Source organism: Nonomuraea sp. NPDC049607, from assembly GCF_040675375.1.
Classification (GTDB): Bacteria; Actinomycetota; Actinomycetes; order Streptosporangiales; family Streptosporangiaceae; genus Nonomuraea.
The window spans coordinates 65614-86121 of sequence record NZ_JBFAOV010000028.1 but is presented as its reverse complement, the minus strand read 5'-3'; the positions used below and the strand labels follow the sequence as shown (position 1 = coordinate 86121).

The 20508-nt window shown below is 72.5% G+C and carries 16 protein-coding genes; 6 read left to right on the top strand and 10 right to left on the bottom strand.

The window, feature by feature from the left end:
- Positions 1–50 precede the first annotated feature (50 nt).
- Positions 51–536: a DUF4232 domain-containing protein gene (locus AB0J97_RS38060; protein ID WP_364098183.1), complete on the bottom strand. Its 486-nt coding sequence runs from the start codon at positions 534–536 to the stop codon at positions 51–53.
- Between the two features lie 309 nt (positions 537–845).
- Positions 846–3899 (bottom strand): M4 family metallopeptidase, encoded by a 3054-nt coding sequence (locus AB0J97_RS38055; protein ID WP_364098180.1) that lies wholly within the window; start codon positions 3897–3899, stop codon positions 846–848.
- A gap of 367 nt (positions 3900–4266) precedes the next feature.
- On the opposite strand from AB0J97_RS38055, the gene AB0J97_RS38050 reads away from it, so the two are divergent.
- The gene (locus tag AB0J97_RS38050) at positions 4267–4614 is read left to right on the top strand and encodes a hypothetical protein (protein WP_364098177.1); all 348 of its coding nucleotides are present in this window, start codon (positions 4267–4269) and stop codon (positions 4612–4614) included.
- Positions 4615–4634: 20 nt separating this feature from the next.
- Positions 4635–6746: a hypothetical protein gene (locus tag AB0J97_RS38045; RefSeq protein ID WP_364098174.1), complete on the top strand. Its 2112-nt coding sequence runs from the start codon at positions 4635–4637 to the stop codon at positions 6744–6746.
- 9 nt (positions 6747–6755) lie between these two features.
- On the opposite strand, the gene AB0J97_RS38040 is transcribed toward AB0J97_RS38045, so the two are convergent.
- Entirely contained in the window at positions 6756–8171 is a 1416-nt protein-coding gene (locus tag AB0J97_RS38040) for an amino acid permease (protein ID WP_364098171.1), read from the bottom strand.
- A gap of 90 nt (positions 8172–8261) precedes the next feature.
- Positions 8262–11630 carry a PDZ domain-containing protein gene (locus AB0J97_RS38035; RefSeq protein ID WP_364098168.1) on the bottom strand — a complete coding sequence of 1123 codons (3369 nt, stop codon included), beginning with the start codon at positions 11628–11630 and terminating at the stop codon, positions 8262–8264.
- A 238-nt stretch (positions 11631–11868) separates the two neighbouring features.
- Between AB0J97_RS38035 and AB0J97_RS38030 the strand changes: the two genes are divergently transcribed.
- The 3 genes from AB0J97_RS38030 to AB0J97_RS38020 are packed head-to-tail and all read left to right on the top strand — an operon-like array spanning position 11869 to position 14806.
- Positions 11869–12993 (top strand): winged helix DNA-binding domain-containing protein, encoded by a 1125-nt coding sequence (locus AB0J97_RS38030; protein ID WP_364098165.1) that lies wholly within the window; start codon positions 11869–11871, stop codon positions 12991–12993.
- Positions 12994–13052: 59 nt separating this feature from the next.
- Positions 13053–13679 (top strand): PAS domain-containing protein, encoded by a 627-nt coding sequence (locus AB0J97_RS38025; protein WP_364098162.1) that lies wholly within the window; start codon positions 13053–13055, stop codon positions 13677–13679.
- Complete coding sequence (locus AB0J97_RS38020; protein ID WP_364098159.1) at positions 13676–14806, top strand: pyridoxal phosphate-dependent aminotransferase; 1131 nt, start codon at positions 13676–13678, stop codon at positions 14804–14806. The genes AB0J97_RS38025 and AB0J97_RS38020 overlap by 4 nt, the downstream gene beginning before the upstream one ends.
- A 16-nt stretch (positions 14807–14822) precedes the next feature.
- Here AB0J97_RS38020 and AB0J97_RS38015 read toward each other — a convergent pair whose 3' ends face one another.
- The 5 genes from AB0J97_RS38015 to AB0J97_RS37995 form a co-directional block, all read right to left on the bottom strand.
- On the bottom strand, positions 14823–15602 hold the full coding sequence (locus AB0J97_RS38015; protein ID WP_357705508.1) for a TetR/AcrR family transcriptional regulator C-terminal domain-containing protein: 780 nt from the start codon (positions 15600–15602) through the stop codon (positions 14823–14825).
- 142 nt (positions 15603–15744) lie between these two features.
- Positions 15745–16095: a hypothetical protein gene (locus AB0J97_RS38010; RefSeq protein ID WP_364098156.1), complete on the bottom strand. Its 351-nt coding sequence runs from the start codon at positions 16093–16095 to the stop codon at positions 15745–15747.
- Positions 16085–16705, bottom strand: a complete 621-nt coding sequence (locus AB0J97_RS38005; protein WP_364098153.1) for a hypothetical protein — start codon at positions 16703–16705, stop codon at positions 16085–16087. Before AB0J97_RS38005 ends, AB0J97_RS38010 begins: the two co-directional genes overlap by 11 nt.
- 69 nt (positions 16706–16774) lie before the next feature.
- Positions 16775–17410: a GNAT family N-acetyltransferase gene (locus tag AB0J97_RS38000; RefSeq protein WP_364098150.1), complete on the bottom strand. Its 636-nt coding sequence runs from the start codon at positions 17408–17410 to the stop codon at positions 16775–16777.
- 22 nt (positions 17411–17432) lie between these two features.
- Positions 17433–17822, bottom strand: a complete 390-nt coding sequence (locus AB0J97_RS37995; protein WP_364098147.1) for a MerR family transcriptional regulator — start codon at positions 17820–17822, stop codon at positions 17433–17435.
- Between the two features lie 55 nt (positions 17823–17877).
- Between AB0J97_RS37995 and AB0J97_RS37990 the strand changes: the two genes are divergently transcribed.
- Positions 17878–19122: an MFS transporter gene (locus tag AB0J97_RS37990; RefSeq protein WP_364098144.1), complete on the top strand. Its 1245-nt coding sequence runs from the start codon at positions 17878–17880 to the stop codon at positions 19120–19122.
- On the opposite strand, the gene AB0J97_RS37985 is transcribed toward AB0J97_RS37990, so the two are convergent.
- Positions 19046–20482 (bottom strand): LLM class flavin-dependent oxidoreductase, encoded by a 1437-nt coding sequence (locus AB0J97_RS37985; RefSeq protein ID WP_364098141.1) that lies wholly within the window; start codon positions 20480–20482, stop codon positions 19046–19048. The two genes, AB0J97_RS37990 and AB0J97_RS37985, sit on opposite strands and share 77 nt — an antisense overlap.
- Positions 20483–20508: the final 26 nt, after the last annotated feature.

Below are 20508 nucleotides of genomic sequence, written 5' to 3'. Positions count from 1 at the left end.
TCGTGCTGACGGTCGTCGTCAACTGGCTGCGCTGACCGGCCCCCCGGACGTCAGGCCAGTGGCTTGACGTCGAGCCGTCCGCCGTCGCACACCTGGCCGGCGTCGAACGGGACGTTGACGTACGACTGCTCGTCCGGCGGGATGACCAGCAGGCGGGCCGGGCTCGGGCAGTGGGTCTCGTCGCCGGTCTCGACGACCGTCCAGTGCAGCGTCGTACGGGCGCTGCCGCCCGGCTTGACCGTCACCTGGTGCTTGGTCCCGGCGGCGCGGCGGACGCGGGTGCGGAGGGCGTCGCCCTGCTTGTCGATCATGATCAGGCCGGGGTGGCCGTACAGCGTGCAGGTGGTGCGTGAGCTGTTGGTGAACACCAGCGGCGCGTTCCTGTTGCCGGCGCCGGCGTCGATCGTGCCCAGGCGCACCTGGAGCTGGGCGGCCGAGCAGCGGCGGACGGGCGAGGACTGGCTGGCCATCGCGGGGGCGGCCCCGCCCGCCAGCAGCAGCCCGGCCACGAGCGTGGCGGTGGTGAAGCGTCTCATGGTGTGTTTGACGCAGGGAACGCGGCGAAAGTTATGAACAGGCCGTCGGGATACAGCGGCAGGTCACCGGACGGATCGCGCATCGAGGAACGCTCGGCGGTGAGCGCTCCGGCCACGGCATCGCGACGAGGCCGAAACGGTAGCGGCGCACGGGCACTCCCACCCAGGACAGGCGACCGAGGCGCCCACCCTACTGAAGCACCACGTACGTGATCAAACAGTGGGAAACCAGAACGGAGGGGGTCCGGGTGGACCCCCTCCGTTCCGGCCCTCAGTCACCCCCCGGGTTGCGGGGCGCCGGGCGGATCGTCATCCGATCCGCTGCCAGAGAGCCGGTACGACGTCGGGCGTCCAGTCCGGCTGCGAGGTGTGGGCGATCACGCAGCGGTAGCGGACACCCTGGTAGGTGACCTCGTCGCCGGCGTTGTAGGCGTGCCATTCCTGCCAGGTGTCACCGCCGCCGCCACCGTTCACCGTCAGCGAGAACGACGTGCCGTGGCTGGCGGCGCCGTTCGCGTTGAGGGTGATCGTGTACGTCTGCGCCGGCGTGCCGGCCGTCGTGCTCACCGTCACCGTGGACGACTCGCCCGAGTTGATGGACGCCGGGCTGAACGTCACGGTCGCGCCCGGCGGCACGCCGTCGGCCGCCAGCGTCAGCGGGATCGGCCGGCCGGTGGTGACCTGTGTGCTCAGCGTGGTGGTCGCCGTCCCGCCCGCCGTGACGGTGGCCGACGACGGGTCGGCGGCGACGGTGAAGTCGCCCGCCGGCGTGCCGCCGGTGACCGTGAGCGCGTAGCTCGCCGTCTGCGTCTGGGCGGTGCCGGCGGCCGTCACCGTGATCGGGTAGGTGCCGTTCTTCGCCGTCGAGGCGACGGTGAAGGTCAGCCTGGACGACTGGCCCGACTGGATCGTGGCCGGGTCGAAGGCCACGGTGACGCCGTTCGGCAGCTTGGTGGCCGACAGCGTGACCTGCTGCGGCTGGCCGCCGGTCGTCGCCGTGTTCACCGTGGTGGCCGCGGTGCTCCCGGCCGTCGCGGTGCCCGCCTCCGGGTCGAGCCGGACGGAGAACGCGTCCGGGTCACCGGGACGGGAGACCGTCAGGGTGTAGTTCGCGGTCTGCGTCTGGGCCGCGCCCTGGGCGATCACCTGGAGGGTGTACGTCCCGGCCGGCACGGTGGACGCCGTCGCGATCGTCAGCGCCGACGACTGGCCCGACTGGATGGTGGCCGGGTTGAAGGTCGCGGTCACGCCGGTCGGGAGCGTCCCCGTCCTGAGCTGGATCTGCTGGGCGTTGCCGCTCGTCGTCGTGGTGGTCAGGGTCGAGGCGGTGCTGCCGCCCGCGTCCACGGACCCGGACGCCGGGCTGAGCGCCAGCGAGAACTGGTCGGGGATGGGCCGGTTGACGGTGAGCGAGTAGTTCTGCGTCTGCGTCTGGGCCGTGCCCTGAGCGATCACCTGCACGGTGTACGCCCCGGGAGCCGCGTTCGCCGCCACGTTGAGGGTCAGCGTGGACGACTGTCCCGACTGGATGGTGGCCGGGTTGAAGGTCGCGGTCACGCCGGCCGGGAGCGTCCCCGTCCTGAGCTGGATCTGCTGGGGGTTGCCGCCGGTCGTCACCGTGGTCAGGGTGGTGGAGGCCGAGCCGCCCGGGTCGGCCGCGCCGGAGCCGGGGCTGACCTGCAACGAGAAGGTGTCCGGGTTGGCCACGCAGCTCGGGTCGCTGGTGGCCCGGACGCTCACGGCGTCCCAGGCGGCCTTGACCGCGTTGAACTCCACGCAGCTGTTCGGGAACAGCGACTTGGCGGCGTTGAGCGAGGCCACCCGCGCCTTGGCGTGGGTCCACGGCTGGGTCTTGGCCTGCAGTGTGCCCATGAAGATCTTGCCGGCCTTCTGGATGCCGATGCCGGTCACCGAGGACGGTCCGCCCTGGCAGATCGGGCTGCTCGGCTTGCCGCCGCCGGGGTTGTTGCCCTCGGCCAGCAGGTAGAACCAGTGGTTCTGCGGACCGGCCGCCGCGTGCACCTCGGTGGTGGGGATCGCGGTGCTGTAGCAGTTGGGGTCGCCCACCTGGGACGGGTTGTACATGTACCGGATCGGGCCGTTCCCGACGAGGTTGACCTCTTCGCCCACCTGGTAGTCCGGCGGGTCGTTCGGGTTGTTGGCGTACGCCTCGGTCAGCGCGCCGAAGATGTCGCCGGTGGACTCGTTCAGGCCTCCGACCTCGTTGTTGCCGCTGTCGCCGCCGGGGGTGTTGGTGAAGACGGAGTGGCCGAACTCGTGGCCGACGACGTCCATCGGGGTGGCCTGCTGGTTGCCGGCCTGGTTGTGGCCGAAGGTGGTGTACGAGCCGTTCCAGAACGCGTTGACGTCGTTGAGGCCGACGCGGATGGGGAAGGACCGGCCGTTCCCGCTGTGGCCGTTGCGGCCCAGCCAGTCCCGCAGCATGTTCCATTCCATCTGGGCGGCGTACAGCGCGTCCACGCAGGCCGTCTCCAGGTCGGTGCCCGACCCATTGCCCCAGGAATCGGTGCTCTTGGTGTAGGCCGTCCCGCCCTGGCCGCCGCACTGGAGGCCGGGCCTGGTGGTGTCCACCATCCGGTACGAGCCGGCGGACCCGCTGGTGTCGATCGTCACCGTGCCGTCGTAGTAGCCGCGGCCGGTGCCCTCCCGCACCTTGTCGAACTTGTCGATCAGCGAGCCGGACCGCGCGTCCACGAACACGTCGAGGATGCTGGGCCTGCCGGTGGCCGTCCGTCCGGTGACCTGGACCTGCCAGGCCAGCCTGGGCGTGGCGGTGGTCGCGTGGACGACCAGCTTGGCCGCGGACACCTCGTCCACGTCCGGCAGGAGGGCTCGGGCGGTGGCCGACGCCTGCTTGCCCGTCACCGACGGCTTGACCCCGAGGTCGATCTTCGCGGTCTGGCCGGTGACCACCTGCTGGATCACCTGTCCGGCCCGGTCGGTGCCGACGACGACCTCGCCGCCGAAGACGGGCAGGCCCTTGTACGTGCGTTCGTAGGTCAGATATTGCAGGCCGTAGGTTCCGGCGACGTTGGCCGAGAGAGTGAAGGCGTCGCCGGAGCCCTTGTGCAGGCGTCCGGCGTCGGCGGCGAGTGCCGCGTCGGCGTTCACTTTCGCGCGGTCGCGCGACTTGGGGTCCGCGGGCGCGAACGCCGGCGGTTCGGTCCGGGCGACGGTGGTCGCCGCGATGGATGCCGTGCTGGATCCCGTGCTGGATCCCGTGCTGGATGGCGTGGTGGATAAGTGTGCCTTCGACGTGGCGCCGGCGGCGCCCGTCATCGGGACGGCCAGGGCCGCCGCCGCCAACACGGCGATGGCGCCCGACTTGAACGTGCTGTTCACTCTGGGTGACTCCTCTCACATGTCCCCGGGGGTGTGGGGATCGAAGGAGCCCTTTGGCTGGGGCTTGATTAAAGTTGCCACCCAAGGTCGTCAGGCGAACAGCTCACAAATTTCCATAACGCCACGGTATGCCGGGCGCACCGGGAGCTCCGGGTCCGCAAGTCCTTGATCTTCATCAATTGGACGCTGATATCCTCCGAAAAAGGGCGGGCTCGAAGGGCGGGGGACGCACGGCTCACCGACGACGGACCCGCCACGGGCCGCCGTCCGTGGCGCAGGGCGACCCGCGGCCCGTGGTGAACCGGCCCGACCGGTTCCGGCCGGCGATCGACGAGGTCTGACACCGCGTACGGACGCAGGAGGGCACGTGCAGCACGCACCGGAGCGGGCAGGCGGGATCCGCGCCTGGGGGCGGGTCGCGGTCGACATGCCCGGCCCGGAGTTCGAGCCTTTCGGGCCGTTCGAGCTGTTCGAGCTGTTCGGGTCGGTCGGGCCGAAGCGGCCGGGCCCGCAGGGAGGCACGTGCCCCGACGCCGGGCTGCCCGGCGCGTCCGCCTCGACGGTCGGGGCGTCGAAGGCGTGCCACGCTTCGGTGTGGGCCGTCCACGCCCAGCCCGACGAGGGCCGTCCGGCCCCCGATCTCACCGTGGCCCTCCGACGTTTCGACGACGACCGGACGATGCTCGCCCCGTGGCCGAGGGACGCGGCCCGATGAGCGGCCCGACGGGAGGTCCCATGGGCGGCGCGGACCGGGTGGACCGGGCGGACCTCGTTCTCGGCCGGCGTCTCGGGCAGGGAGGCCGGGGGACGGTCCACGAGGTGCCCGGCCGCCGGATCAACGGCCAGTGGGACGTCGTCTACAAGGAGTACGACCCCGCCGTCCTGCCCGGCCTCGACGCCGGCGTGCTCGCCGAGATGGCCGGGCTGATCGGCCGGCTTTCCGGATGGGACGCTGCCTGGCTGTGCGACAGGACCGCCTGGCCCGCCGAGGTCGTCGAGTCCGGCGGGGTGGTCTGCGGCTTCCTCATGCGGTCGGTGCCCCACCGGTTCTCCTTCGCCAGGCAGACGCCGTCAGGCACCGAACACCGCCCTGCCACGATGAACCTCCTGCTCGACGACAACGCCTACGCCGTCGGCACCGGCCCGCACGTCGGCCCGCGGGTCGGCGAGCGCGACCGTCTGCTGTTGCTGGCCGACCTGGCCGACACGCTGGCCCGTCTGCACGCGATGGACATCGTCGTGGGGGACCTGTCGCCCACGAGCCTGCTGTTCGCCACGGAGGGCTCCCCGGAGTGCTTCCTCATCGGCTGCGACGCGATGCGGCTGGCCGGGACGGAGGCGTTACCGCAGGTCGAGACGCCCGGCTGGCAGCTCCCCGCCGACGAGCCCAAAGGCACCCCGCAGACGGACGCCTACAAGTTCGCGCTGCTGGCCGTCCGGCTCTTGGCCCGCGACCGGACCTCCACGGACCCCGGCCGGCTGGCCGCCGTCGGCCCCGGGCTCGCCGACCTCGCGACGGCGGCGCTCGGCGGCCCTGCGGACCAGCGTCCCCGCCCGGAGCAGTGGGCGAAGGAACTACGCCAAGCCGCATCCTCAACCACCCCCACCCCCACCCCCAAACCGCTCCCCACCCCCACCACCAACCCGCTCCCCACCACCAACCCGCCGCCCACCCTCCAACCACCGTCCGCCCTCGGATCACCGCCCACCCTCCAACCACCGTCCGCCCTCGGATCACCGCCCGCGTCGGGACCGTCGCCTGCTTTTGGGCCATTGCCCGCGTTCGGATCGCCGTCTGCCCCCGAACCGCCGTCCGCGCTTGGACCGCCACCCTCCCAGGGGCCGCCACCCTCCCAGGGGCCGCCGCCCGCGTTGGGACCGTCGCCTGCTTTCGGGCCATCGGCCGGCCTCGGGCCTCCGCGTGGTCCGGTGCCGCGTGGTCCGGTGCCGCCGGGGCCGATGCGGCCAGGGCAGATGCCACCGCCTCCGTCCGGCAGCGGGCTCAGCACCGGGATGAAGGTCGGACTCGGGGCCGGGGTCGGGGTGATCGGTGTGGTGCTTGCCGTGGTGGGGGCGGTGGTCGTGGTGTCGGCGGTGAAGGGTCTTGACCGGGGAAGCGGGGAGAGCCTGCTGACCGCGGCGTCCTCCGGCCCGCCCGTCGCCACCGTCCCGACGCCCTGGCCGTCGCCGTCCTCCGTCACCCCGGGCCCCAGCGAGCAGCCGACGGCGACCCCCACCGACCCACCCACGGAGACGCCCACGCTCGACCTGCCCACCGACGAGCCGTTCGACCCCGGCGACCTCGACCGCCAGGACACCGACCCGACCCCGCTGACGCCGAGCGCCCTGCTGCCCCGCTCCTTCACCACGGCCAAGGGCGTGCGCTACACTCTCCGGTCGAGCGGCGTGGACAAGTGCCCGGACGCCTACCACGCGGCCAACGTCCGCTCGGTGCTGCGCAAGGCGCGCTGCTCCAAGATGGTCAAGGGCTCGTACGTGAACCCGGGCGCGCCGGCGAACAAGCGCATCATGGTCTCGGTGTGGGTCGTGCCGCTGAAGAACGACGGCCGGGCCGACACCGCGTACGCGCGCCTCGACGACGCCTACGCCGACGCCTGGGGGATCGTGTGCCCGAGGAAGGGCCCCGGCTCCGGGCTGTGCCACTCGACGAGCTGGAGCAGGGCCCAGACCTGGGGATGGGTCGGGTACACCCACCGCTACCTGCTGCACACCATGGCCGTCTACACCAACCGCGCCAACGCCACCAGCACCCGGCCCTGGCTCAAGGACGCCTCGAAGGCGGCGTACAGGGCCATCGGGCCCACGGTCTACCAGGACACGAACTGAGGCGGCACGTCAGTCGCGGCGGTTCAGCGCCGAGTGGCGGCGCCCGTAGGCGAAGTAGATCACCAGCCCGATCAGGAACCACACGACGAACCTGAGCCAGGTCAGCGGCTCCAGGAACGTGATCAGCCAGATGGAGAAGAGCACCCCGATCGCCGGCACCACCGGCATGCCCGGCATGCGGAACCCGCGCGGCAGGTCGGGACGCCGGTAGCGCAGCACGATCACCGCCGCGCAGACCACCACGAAGGCCAGCAGGATGCCGATGTTGGTCAGCTCCGCGGCCTCCCTGATCGGCAGGAACCCGGCGATGAGCGCCGAGGCGACGCCGACGATCCAGGTCACCCTGACCGGCACGTGCCGTACGGGGTGGAGCTTGGCGAACCAGGACGGCAGCAGCCCGTCGCGGCTCATCGCGAACCACACGCGGGTCACGCCGAGCATGAACGTGAACATGACGGTCAGGATGCCGACGATGGCGCCGACCGCGATCACGCTGGCCAGCCCCGACAGCCCGACGGACGCGAACGCCGAGGAGAAGCCGCTCTCGGGGTCGATGTCCTGGTAGTTCTGCATGCCGGTGAGGACGAGGCAGGCCAGCACGTACAGGACCATCGAAATGGCCAGGGAGTACAGGATGGCCTTGGGCATGTGCCGCTGGGCGTCCTTCGACTCCTCGGCGGCCGTGCTCATCGCGTCGTAGCCGAAGACGGCGAAGAACACGGTGGCCGCGCCGGTCACCGCCCCGCCGAACCCGAAGGGGAAGAACGGCGTGTAGTTCTCGGTGCGGATGTAGAAGAAGCCCACCACGATCACCAGCAGCACCACCGCGACCTTGATCATGACGACGAACGTCTCGAACCGGGCGGCCGACCGCATCCCGAGGTTGAGCAGGAACGCGATGAACAGGCACAGAATCCCGGCGAACAGGTCGACGACGTGCCCCGGGCCGGTGCCCGGCGCGCCGAGCATCCAGGCGGGCAGGTCGACGCCGAGCTGGCCGAGGAGGAAGCCGAAGTAGCCCGAGATGCCGATCGCCACGACCGCGACGATGGCGGTGTACTCCAGCAGCAGGTCCCAGCCGATGAACCAGCCGACGATCTCGCCGAGCACCGCGTAGCCGTACGTGTACGCCGATCCGGCCTTCGGGATCATGCCGGTGAACTCCGCGTAGGAGAACGCGGCGGCGGCGCTGGCGATGCCCGCGATCAGGAAGGAGATCACGACGGCGGGCCCGGCGGTCTGGTTGGCGACGGCGCCGGCGAGCGCGAAGATGCCGGCGCCGATGATGCCGCCCACCCCGATCGCGGTGAGCTGCCAGAGCCCGAGCACGCGGTTGAGCTCACCTTCGTGCTCGGTGGCGATCTGTTCTACCGGTTTGCGGCGGAAAATCCCGGACCCGCCGCCGAAGCCTCGCGCAGACGTCATGGCGGGGTCCTGCCCTGACGGGATGCCCGCCATGCGCATGACACCGGAAGTCGGACGGACCGGCTCAAGGCGGGCCGGCCCGTCCGCGACCTAGCCGGCGCGTCCCACGGTGATCCGGGTGCGGGCCTCGGTGGCGTTGCCCGCCCGGTCGACCGCCCGGTACGTGACCGTGTACACCCGGTCCTCGGCGCCGTCCCGCTCGGCGCGCAGCGCGAAGGCGGTGTCGTCGGTGCCGGGGTCGGCCCCGCGGACGTCATCCGCGGCGTCGCCCTGGGAGCTGGTGACCGAGACCAGGGTGACGGTGACGGGCCCGGCGTCGGACGCCTTCAGCGCGACCCGCACCGGGACCAGCCTGCGGTTCGGCGGCCACAGCCGGACGGGGTCCGGCGTGACGGTCAGCGTGGGGGCCGTCGCGTCGATCCGGACGGTGACCGTCCTGGGCTCCTCGACGTTGCCCGCCCGGTCGGCGCTGCGGAAGGCGAGCACGCTCTCCCCTTCGCGGTCCACCCGCACGGGGGCCGTGTAGGGCTGCCAGGCTCCGTCGCCGAGCCGGTACTCGGTGCGCTCGACGCCGGAGCCCGCGTCGGCGGCGGTCAGGACCACGGTGACGGGCTCGGCCGACCAGCCGGAGGGCACCCCGGACGCGGTCGTCACCGGCGCCTCGCCGTCCTCGGTCGCGGGAGCGGAGTGGATCTTGAAGCCGTCCACGATGAAGTACGAGCCGTCCTTCTTGACGCCCTTGAGCTTGTGCGGGCCCGGCGCGAGCCCGGTCTTGCGGTAGACGACCTTCTGGTACACCCGGGTCGGGTTGCTGTTGTCGATCGTGGCGTCGAGCTTGCCGTCCAGGTAGAGGTCGACCTTGCCCTCGTCGGAGTTGACCTGGGCGACGTACTCGACGCCGGTGCCGTGGAAGGCCAGCTCGAAGGAGTCGCCGTCGTTCTGGGTGGCGTGCAGGTCGTCGAGGGTCGAGCCCGCGCCGCCGCGCCGGTCGTTCTTCCAGTCCCAGCCCTGGCCGGTGTAGGTGACGCCGGAGACGTTGTCGATGGTCTCCACGCCGTACGCCTTGGTCAGGCTCACGTCCGTCAGCGCCTGCGCCCGCCAGACCTTCAGCGCCACCGGACGCCCGGCGGGCGTGCGGTTGTAGACCTTCCAGAAGCTGTCGCGGTCGGTGACCTTGGTACCCGCGATCTCCCTGATCACGTCGCCGGTGCGCAGCCCCTGCCCGTGGGCGTGGGACCCGGCCGGGACGGCGGCCAGGAACAGGCCGTCGTAGTCGGTGAGCCCGACCGAGGACTTCACCTCGTCGCTGTGGATCTCGGTGGCCGTGGCGCCCATGAGCGGCTCGGCCAGGTTGCCGATCGTCATGCCGGTCTCGGGCTCGCGCCAGGTGAGCGGCGGCGGCGTGGGCGCGCCGGGCCTGCCGAAGCCGGTCATCGGGAACGGCTGGAAGCCCAGCGTCAGGGCGGGGGAGCCGGCCTTGAGCGTGTAGTCGAGCTTGGCCGGGTCGGCGTACGGGCTCGGCCCCTCGAACAGCGGGTCGGCGACGACCGAGCGGGTGTCGAGCCCGCGGGCCCGCCAGGCGGCGGTGATGTCGGCGACGGGTCTGCCGTTGTTCCAGAACAGGTTGTCGTCGTAGACGGTCCCGGAGGTGGACGGGTCGCTCTGGATGAAGTCGTAGGGGTCGTCGGTGACGAAGATGTTCTTCTCGACGACGTCGCCGTTGTTCTCGTAGGAGACGTGGAAGTGGCCGCCGCCGTTGACGAAGACGTTGCCGCGCACGGTCCTGTGGAAGCCCTCGCGCAGCTTCACCCCGCCGTTGAGCAGCAGGTTCCCGGTGATCTCGTAGTTGGAGGAGCCGTCGTCGAGGTCGATGTCCCATTGGGAGGAGTGCCGGATCCGGTTGTGCCGGATCTTCGTCGTCTCCGTCGCGTCGAGCTTGGCGTACGCCTTCTTCTGGGCGTCGCCGGCCGTCAGCGGCCAGAACCGGTCGCGGCCCCAGGAGTTGATCGGCCCGTGGTCGGAGGTCTCCTTGACGCAGTCGAAGATGTCGTTGTCCTCGATGACGTGCCCGCCCCACGTGCCGTCGTTGATGTTGACGCAGGCGCGCGGGCCGTCGTGCACGGTGTTGCCGGAGACCGTGACCCGGCGGCTCATCGAGATCTGCACGCCGGAGCTCTGCTTCTCGAACCGGCCGTTGCGGGTCATGTGGTTGCCGCTGACGGTGATGTCGCGCGGGTAGTCCTCGGTCTTCGGGCCCGGCGTGGTGTCGGTGATCGTGCGGCGCATGTCGTCCCAGGTGGACGGCTCGCGGACGGCCGCCGGCGAGCCGACGATGGCGACGTCGCTGGCCCCTGACCCGCGGAACTCGCCGCCGGAGACGACGTTGCCCTCGGCGTAGCCGTCCATGAAGACGGCGTTGCCGCCGACCTGGTCGAAGCGGGCGTCGCGGATGGTGATCTGCTTGCTGTTCTTCAGGTAGACCGCGCCGGCGCGGACGATCGCCCAGTCGCCGAGCTGCAGTTTCTCGTACGGGCGGCTGAACAGCGTGCGGTGGGTCTGGGTGAAGGTGAACCCGGTGAAGGTGAGGTCGTGCACCGGCGCGGACGGCGAGTCGCCGACGACGCGGACGAGTTCCTCGCGTTCGGCGGTCTCGACGCGGGCCTCGGCAGGGTCGAGACCGGCGGGCGGCTGGAGGTAGAGGCGGCCGGCGTCCTTGTCGTAGAACCACTCGCCGGGGGCGTCCAGCTCCTCCAGGACGTTCTCGACCATGCGCTTCTGCGGGTGCAGGCCGTCGCCCCGGTTGTTGTCGCCGACCCACTTCAGGATCGGGTCGCCGCCGGGGGCGACGCCGGTCACCTTGAAGGAGTTCCCGCCCCATTCGCCCTGGTGCAGCCCGCGGACCAGCGCGGTCGTCGGGTTCTTCCAGCGGGCGACCCGTTCGGGGGAGATCGCGTCGGCGGCGTACCCGTCGAGCACGGCGACCGTGGGGTCGGCGTTGGGGTAGCGGGCCAGGACCTGCCGCGTGCCGTCGAGGAACAGCTCGTCGAAGTCGAGCCCCGGACCGATGTCGGCGACCAGGGTCGCGCCCTGGTACGGGGTCCAGGCGGGGGTCAGCCGGCGTCCGCCGCTGAGCACGACCTGCTCGCCGGGGGCCGCCTCGTAGACGGCGCCGGAGTCGGCGGGGGTGAAGGTGAGGGGCTCGGCGAGGTGGTAGACGCCGCCGCGGACCCGTACCCGGGGCGGCTCCTGCGCGGACGTCAGGGCCGCGCGCACGGCGAGCTGGGCGCGCGCGATCGTCCTGAACGGCGCCGCCTCGGTGCCGGCGGCGCTGTCGTCGCCGTCGGGGGAGACGTGGAAGACGGTGCCGGCCGCGTTGGCGGAGGCTGGGGTGAGGGCGGTCAGTCCGGTCGCGGCGAGAGCCGCCGCGAGGAGCAGCCGCCAGGGCTTGCCATGGCGCACAAGGGCCTCCAGTCGGGGGATGGCCCTCATTGTGGCCAACCCCTCCGGTGAAGACGATCACGCCGAGGTCACGTTTCATCCGATCTATCAACGCCTGTACTCGCTAAGTGAGGCTGAAACAGCCCCTGAATCCCTTTCGTGCTCTACTTATGATCGGATCTTTCGTCGCGGGGGAATGAGGAACGAACCTTGCCGCATCACCTCCTACGGTGAAGGGGAACGCATCGAGGAGGAATTCGTGATCGAACTGTCGTGGCCGCAGGTCAGCGCGCGGCGTCTGGAGCGCGCCCACCTGGCCGCCCCCGCCGCGGACAAGGGCCAGGCCGCCGTCGTGGCCGCCATGTGCGGGGCGCACGCCCAGGTCATGTCGGCGGCCGAGCTCTCGATCGGCCTGCGCCTCGACGGCGTCACCCGCCTCCACGTGCGCGAGGCGTTGTGGGGCGAGCAGGCCCTGGTCAAGACGCACGGGCCGCGCGGAACCGTGCACCTGCTCCCGGCGGCCGAGCTGCCCATGTGGTGGGGCGCCCTGTCGTCGATGCCCGCCGGGCCCGCCGGGGCCGAGGGTGCCCGGATGACGGCCGAGCAGACCGACGAGGTCGTCCGGGCCGTGCGCGACGTGCTGTCCGTGGCCGACATGACGATCGACGAGCTGAGCGACGCGGTCATCGCCGCCACCGGGCCGTGGGCGGGCGACCTGGTCATGCCGGCGTTCCAGGGCATGTGGCCGCGCTGGCGGCAGGCGATGGCCACGGCGGCGCACCGGGGCGCGTTCGTGTACGGGCCGGCCAGGGGACGCAAGGTCACCTACCGCGTCGCGCCGGACGTCCCCGTGCCGGCGGACGGGCGGGCCGGCCTGGTCAGGGCCTACCTGGCCGCGTACGGGCCGGCCACCCCGGCCCAGTTCGCCCAGTGGGCCGGGGCGCCGGTGCGGTGGGCGGCCGAGGGGTTCGCGTCGGTGGAGACCGAGGAGGTGCTGTTCGACGGGCGTCCGGCCCAGGTGCTGGCGGGGGACACGGCGGTGCCGGACGGGCCGCCGCGCGGTGTGCGGCTGCTGCCGTACTTCGACGCGTACCTGGTCGCGGGCCGCCCGCGCGAGCTGCTCTATCCCGGCCCGGCCTTCCGGCGGGCGCTGGCCGGCGGCCAGGCGGGCAACTTCCCCGTGCTGCTCGTGGACGGCGAGGTCCGCGGCGTGTGGCACCAGCGGCGCTCCGGCGGCAGGATCGACGTCACCGTCGAACCGCTGTCCGGCCTGACCGCCGCCCAGCTCCGCGAGCTCGACGAGCAGGTGGAACGGGTGGCGGAGATCCTGGAGGGCAGGCCGCGCCTGACCATCGGCCCGGTGACCGTGGGCGCGCACGCCTGACGGTCGGCCCGGCCGTCCCGTTTGGACAGACTGTCCGAACTGGACATAAGATCCGAGATGTGACGGAGACGGATGCCCGCGTGCGGCTGTGGTCACCGGTGTGCGAGGCGGTGGCGGCGCTGCTGGCCCCGTACGCCGAGGTGATCCTGCACGACGTCCGCAGCGACCGGGTGCTGGGCGTGTGGAACCCGATGTCCGGGCGCGCCCCCGGCGCCCCTTCGCTGCTCGGCGAGCTGGACCGGCTCGACTCCTCGCCCAACGGCGTCTACGGCCCCTACGAGAAGCTGACGGCCGACGGGCGGCGGCTGTCGTCGGTGAGCGCCGTGCTGCGCGACCCCGACGGCGAGCCGTCCGCGGTGCTCTGCGTGAACCTCGACCGTACCCCGCTGGAGCAGGCCGCGACCCTGCTGGCCGCCTTCGCCGCGCCGTCGGCGCCCCGCCCCGAGGCGCTGTTCGAGCAGGACTGGACCGATCGCGTCCAGCGGATCGTCGGCGCCTACGTCCGCGAGCACGGGCGGCCGGTGGAACGGCTGACCCGCGAGGACCGGCTCGCCGTGGTGGCCGAGCTCGAACTGGCCGGGGTCTTCGCCGTCCGGCGGGCCACGGCCGTCGTCGCAAGGGCGTTGCGGACCTCCCGTTCCACCCTCTACGCCCTGCTCGCCGAGCTCAGGAGGAGCCGACCGTGACCCGACTGCCCGACTTCCGGCTGGAGGTCTACTTCTCTCGCTGGGAGTTCACCGCCCGGCACCACATGGCCGCCTCCGACGCGCAGACCATGACCATGTCCGGCCTGCTCGCCCTGGCCGGCGACGACGACCGGCACGCCTGGGAGACGTTGTCGCTCGGCTACACCGAGACCTTCGGCGACCCCGGGCTGCGCCAGGCCGTCGCGGACACCTACGAGCAGCTCACCGCGGACGACGTGATCGTCTTCGCGGGCGCCGAGGAGGCCCTGTACCTGGCCATGCAGGTGCTGCTCGGCCCCGGCGACCACGCCGTGGTGGTCACGCCCTGCTACCAGTCCGCCGAGACGGTGCCGGCGTCGTTGTGCGAGGTCACCGGCGTCGCGCTCGATCCCGACCGCGACTGGGCGCTCGACCTCGACGCCGTGGCCGCCGCCATCCGGCCGAACACCCGCGTGGTGTCGGTCAACTTCCCCAACAACCCGACGGGCAAGGTCATCGGCGCCGCCGACCTCGCCCGGCTGGCCGAGCTGTGCGAGGAGCGCGGCGTCCACCTGTTCAGTGACGAGGTCTACCGCGGCCTGGAGCTCGACCCCGCCCTTACGCTGCCGCAGGCCGCCGACCTGTCGCCGACGGCGCTCTCGCTGAACGTCACCTCCAAGTCCCTCGGCCTGCCCGGCCTGCGCATCGGCTGGATCGCCTGCCGCGACCGCGAGCTGCGCGCCCGCCTCGAACGCGCCAAGCACTACACGACCATCTGCAACTCCGCGCCCAGCGAGATCCTGGCCCGCATCGCGATCAAGGCGCGGGAGACCATCCTGGAGCGCAACCGCGGGATCATCGCCGCGAACCTGCCCAGGTTCGAGGCGTTCTTCGGGGAGTTCGGCGACCTGTTCGAGTGGCGGGCGCCCGACGGCGGCTGCGTCACGTTCCCGCGCTACCTGGGCGCCGACGGCGTCGAGGCGTTCTGCGCCGAGCTGGTCGAACGGGCCGGCGTGCTGCTGCTTCCCGCGAGCGTCTACCGGTCGGAGCTCACGCCCACGCCGGACGACCGGTTCCGCCTCGGCGTGGGCCGCAGCGACCCCGGGCCGGCCCTGGAAGCCTGGGCGTCCTTCCTCAGGAGGCGCTGACCCCGGCGGGCGCGGGTCAGCCCGCCCCGACGGCGACCTCCACGCCGTCGAGCAGCACGGTGAGCCCGACCGTGAACGCCTCGTTCACCTTGTGCTCCACGTACGGCTCGCCCTCACCGGGGACGCCGCCCTCGCTCTCCACCCAGGCCACCATGGGGAAGCGGGCCGCGAACCCCGGCGCGACCTCCTCCAGCAGGCGCGACCGGGTGAGCCACCACTCCTCGTCCGACACGCCGGTGGCCGAGGGGGCCTGCCGGGACTCGGCGACCGTCCTGGCCGCGCCGCGGACGAAGTCGAACAGCAGCGACACCACGCCGCGCAGCCGGGGCGGCCGCAGGCCGGTCTCGCGCAGGATCGCGACCAGGCTCTCCAGCAGCGCGAACTCGTTGGGGCCGAGCACCGGCCGGGCCTGCGACACCTGGAGCAGCCACGGGTGGCGCTGGTAGAACCGCCACAGGTGCTCGGCCCACGCGGTGACCGCCGCCCGCCAGCCTCCGGCCAGGTCGTAGGCGGTGGGCAGCTCGCCCAGGGCCTTGTCGTACATGAGGTCCACCAGCTCGCCCTTGCTGGGGACGTAGGTGTAGAGGGCCATGCCGGTGCGGCCCAGCCGTTCGCCGACCTTGCGCATGGACAGCGCGGCCATGCCCTCGGCGTCGGCGACGGCGATGGCGGCGTCGACGATCACGTCCACGCTCAGGCCCGGTTTGGGGCCGGGACGCGACTCGCCCGGCTCCTCGGTCCGCCACAGCAACGCCATCGAACGGCGCGCGTCCCCCTGCCCGGCGAAGACGACCACAGTACCGACTCTCCTCTGCCGTGGATCTCTTTACGGCAGAAGATATCAGCGGCCGGGGGCCTGCCCGGGAGCCGCCGCGGGGACGCGCCGATCCCGGCACCCTCGCGGGGCGCCGGGATCGAGGTGTGTGAGGGGGCCGGTCCTAGACGCCGACGCCCGCGCCCGGGCCGTAGCCGTGACCGATCCAGTTGCCGTTCCCGCTGCCCGGCCAGTTGTGGCGGCCGTGGTCCTTGTGCTTCCAGCCCCAGCCCTCGTCGTCGCCGTCGAAGCCGTGCTCACCGCCCTTGCAGGCGTCGGCGTCACGGGTGCCGGCGAACCTGCCCTCCTTCGTGACGTGGTGGTACGTGGAGTCGTCGTTCGTTCCGAGGCTGCAGTTGTCCGGGTACCAGTGCCTCTCGTCGTTCCAGGTGTCCGCGGCGGCCACGCCGGCCATGCTGAACACCGTGGCCGCGACGAGCAGCGCACCGCCGGCGGCGATGAGGTTACCTCTCATGAGCTCCCCCTGTAATCACGAAGTGACATCGGCCATCACTATACGTAGCGATCTTGGACGGCTTCCGCAGCGCCACACCCGGTTTCCCCCAACAGCGGGCCCCCGACCAGCAAACTCCAGGACGCCGGCGGCCCCGGCCTGGCAAGGGAACGCGGGCCGCCGGACCGCCGTCCTCACTGTCGATGAGGAGCGTGGGCACGGCGAGGCCGGCGTACCGGGACAGCGTGGCCGTGCCGGTCAGCCGGAGGTCGTGGACGAGCGTGGGCGCGATGCCCTCCAGCACCGGACGGGACGGCGACCCCGCCATGGCCGCCACCATCTCGGGCGGGATGCCGACCGAGAGCTGGAACGCCTCGACCGCCGCGCCGCGCCGCCCCTCCTTGACCAGCCTGTCCAGCTCGTCGCCCAGCCCGGCGTCGTCGCCGCTGTCGCCGCGCCCGCGCCGGTCGTAGGTGAGGACGGTGAAGCCGCGGGCCAGTTCGGCCGCCAGCGGCCCGCCCGGCCCCGAGCCGCGGAAGCGCATCGCTCCGTCCACCAGGACGACGGCGGGTCCCTCGCCTGCCTGGTCGTAGGCGATGCGGGTGCCGTCACCGGAGATGACCGTGTTCATCGTTGTCCCTTTCCGTTGTGTTCCGATGCCCTCCCGACGAACGGGACCCGCCGGGACAGACACCTTCGTTCAGCCGTCTTCCGGAAGAAGCAGCACCTCGGCGCCCATCGGGAGGTAACCCGCCGCGAGGAAGGCCCGTACGCTCGCGGCGTTGCCCGGCGCGATCTGCGCCCACAGCGGGCCGGGCGTCAGGTGCCTGGCCGCCGTGGCCAGCGACCTGCCGAGCCCCCGCCCGCGGTGCTCCGGCTCCACCTCGACGGCCGCCTCCCAGCGTCCGGCCACGCCGCGTCCCAGCGTGACCAGGCCGCCGCCGTCGCCGGTGACCCACACCCGTACGGCGTCGCGGTGGCGGCGGGCCCGGACGACCCGCGGATGGTCGGCGGCGGCGAGCTCCTCCAGCGGGAGCGGAGGCGGCCCGGGGAGCGGGGTGGCCAGCGCGAGCAGGTCGAGGTTGCCGGTCCGCCGGCCGGTCGCGGCCTCCATCGCCGTCAGGAACGCGGGCATGAGCGGGGCCGACAGGTCGCCGGCGGGCAGCAGGGCGTGCACCCGCGCCGGTTCGACGTCGGCGAAGACGACCGTGTGGGCGGTGAAGGCGATGATCCCCGCGTCGCGCTCCGACGGCTGGGGCAGGACGGTCACGGTGCCGTCGGGGGCGGGCGGGCGGCCCGACGCCGCGTCCGAGAGAAGGTCGGCCAAGGTCTCCATGCCCCTCATTCCAGCAGAACGATCAGGCGGAGGCCGCGCCCTCGCCCGCGGCGGACCGCACGGCGGCCAGGTAGGCGTGGATGGCGTCCCGGTTGCGGGACAGGCACTCGATGCGCTGCTGGATGCGGCCAGCCTCGGCCTGCAACAGCTCGGCCAGCTCGGACGTCAGGCACGCCGGATGCAGGTGGATGTCGTCCGGCCTGGTCAGGAACGGCAGGATGCGGCGGATGATCTCCGTGGTGAGGCCGGAGTCGAGCAGGCCGCGGATCTGCTGGACCCGGTAGACCGCCGACTCGGGGTAGTCCCGGTAGCCGTTGTCGGCGCGGTCGGGGTGCAGGAGGTCCTGCTCCTCGTAGTAGCGGAGCATGCGCGTCGGCACGCCCGTACGCTGGGACAACTGTCCGATCTTCATGCTTCCCTCGGGTGATTTGCCTTCACACTGATGTGAAGGTTTCAGCATAGGCGGCATGTCTCCTGCGAAACTCCCGTGGGCGGGCCTGCTCGCGCTGTTCACGGCGGCGTTCACGGCCGTGATGACCGAACTCCTCCCGGCGGGCCTGCTGCCGCAGCTCTCCGGCGCCCTCGGCGTGCCGGAGGGAACGGCCGGCTTCCTCGTGACCGCCTACGCGGTCGCCTCCTTCCTGGCCGCGATCCCGCTGACCGCGCTGCTGCGCGGGCTGCCCAGGCGGCAGGTGCTGGTGGCCGCGCTGAGCGGGTTCGCGCTGCTCAACGCCGTCACGGCGGTGTCGTCGTCGTACGCGGTGACGTTCGGGGCGCGGGTCGGCGCGGGGGCGATGGGCGGCATCCTGTGGGCCATGCTCGTCGGGTACGCCGCCCGCATGGTCCCCGCCGAGCGCCGCGGGAGGGCCATCGCGATCGTCTCGGCCGGGATCACCGTGGCGCTGTGCGCGGGCATCCCGGCGGGGACGCAGCTCGCGGCGGCCGTCGGATGGCGGGCGGCGTTCGGGTCGCTGTCGGCGGTGGCGGTGGTCCTGGTGGGCTGGGTCATGTGGAAGGTGCCGCCCTTCCCGGGCGAGCCGGCGGCGCGGCGGGTGCCGCTGCGGCGGGTCGCGGTCATCCCCGGCGTCAGGACCGTGCTGGCGGTGACGGTCCTGGTGCTGTTGGGGCACCAGGCGATGTACACGTACCTGGCGCTGTTCGCCGAGCGGGCGGGGCTCGGCCGGCCGGGGACCGTGCTGCTGGTGTTCGGCGTGGCCACGGTGGCGGGGATCTGGGTGGTCGGCGCGGTGATCGACAGGCGTCCGCGGGCGACCCTGCTCGCGGTGCTGGCGGCGGTGGCCGCGTCCATGTCGGCCCTCGGCCTGTACGCCGGGTCCGCCGCGGTGCTGCTGGGCGCGGTCGCGTTGTGGGGCATGGCGTTCGGGGGCGCGCCGACCTTGTTGCAGACCGCGCTGGTCACCGCCTCGGGGCCGGACAACGCCGACGTGGCCACGTCCATGCAGACCACCGTCTACAACGCGGGCATCGCGGCCGGATCGCTCACCGGAGGGCTGGTGCTGGAGGGCGCGGGGGCGGGCGCGCTGCCGTGGACCGCGCTCCCGGCCGCCGTCGCCGCCCTGGCCATCGTGGCCGCCGCCCGCCGGTACGCCTTCCCGGCGCCCGGCGGCCCCACGGTCAGAAACCGTGCCTCGACAGCGGCGCCACCAGCTCCCGCTCCTCGTACGACAGGTGGGACAGCAGCGCGTCGCTGAGCAGGTCGACGGCGGTACGCAGGTCGTCCAGGCCGCCGGGCTCGCCGACGAAGGCGACCAGCGTGCGGTCCACCCGTTCGATGATCTTGTGGATCGCCTCGTGCTCCTCCTGGAGGCGGTCCAGCACGGGCGCGAGCCCCGGCTCGGCCCGGCGCAGCTTCGGGAAGACCATGCTGTCCTCGCCGGTGTGGTGCATGGTGACGAGCCGGCAGTACGACTCGCAGTACGCCCCCAGCGTCCAGTTGTTCTGCCGCATCGTCATGGTCGCGATGTGCGAACGGGCGGCGCCCGCGTCGATCGTCCCCGCGGCCACCTGCTCGACGAGGTCGCGGAGCTGGGCCAGCTCGGCCCGCAGGTGGTCGTGCACGTCCACGAGGTGCTGCCCGGCGGCCTGCTCCTGCGGGGTGTAGCGGCGGCCCGGGTCGGGGTCGGGCGCGGTGGGGCGGGTGGCCTCGTCCCAGACGCGGGTCTCGGGGCGGGTCTCGGGGCGGCGTTCCGGCTCCGGGGACCGTCCGCGCCCGGCGGCGACCAGCTCGCGTACGGCCGGGGCGGTCTCGGCGGCGAACCGCTCGAACTGCCGCGGATCGCCGGACATGAGGATGAAGCCGCTCACCCCGTGGACGAGCGCGAGCTCGGCGAGCTGCTCGGCGGGCAGCGGCTCGGCCAGGTTGAGCAGCCGCCGCACGTCGGACGGCGACCGTCCGGCCTCGGTGGCGGCCTCGTCGATGACGGCGTTCCCCTCGGCCAGGGCGGCGGCGTCCGTGAGGCGGGGGAGCGAGGGCAGCCAGCCGTCGGCCAGCCGCCCGGTGAGCCGGAGCATGCGCGGCTTGTACGCCCCGATCCAGATCCCGATGTCGTGGGCCGGTCGCGGGCCGCGCTTGAGCCCGTCCACCCGGTAGTGCTCGCCGCGGTGGTGGATGCCGCCGCGCGTGCCGGTGTCCCAGCTCGCGCGGATGATCCCGATTCCCTCCTCCAGTGCGTCCACGGCCTGGGCCGGTGTGTGCCGGGGGCCGCCCATGGCCTCGATGGCGTCCCAGTAGCCGCCCGCGCCGAGCGCCAGCTCGAACCGGCCGTGGCTGAGCAGGTCGAGGCTGGCCGCGGCCTGGGCGAGCACGGCCGGCGGGCGCAGCGGCAGCGGGTGCACGTTGCCGGCCAGCCGGATGTGCTCGGTGCGCGCGGCGACGAAGGCGAGCAGCGTCCAGGTGTCGAGGAGGGCGGGCTGGTAGGGGTGGTCCTGGAAGGTCACCAGGTCCAGCCCGGCGCGCTCGGCGAGCTGGGCGAGGGCCACGACCTCGTCCGCCTGCCCGGCGGCCGGGACGAGGTTGGCGCTGAACATCAGGTCGTGTCCGTAGTCGGGCATGAGGGGCTCACCCATTAGTTGGTTGT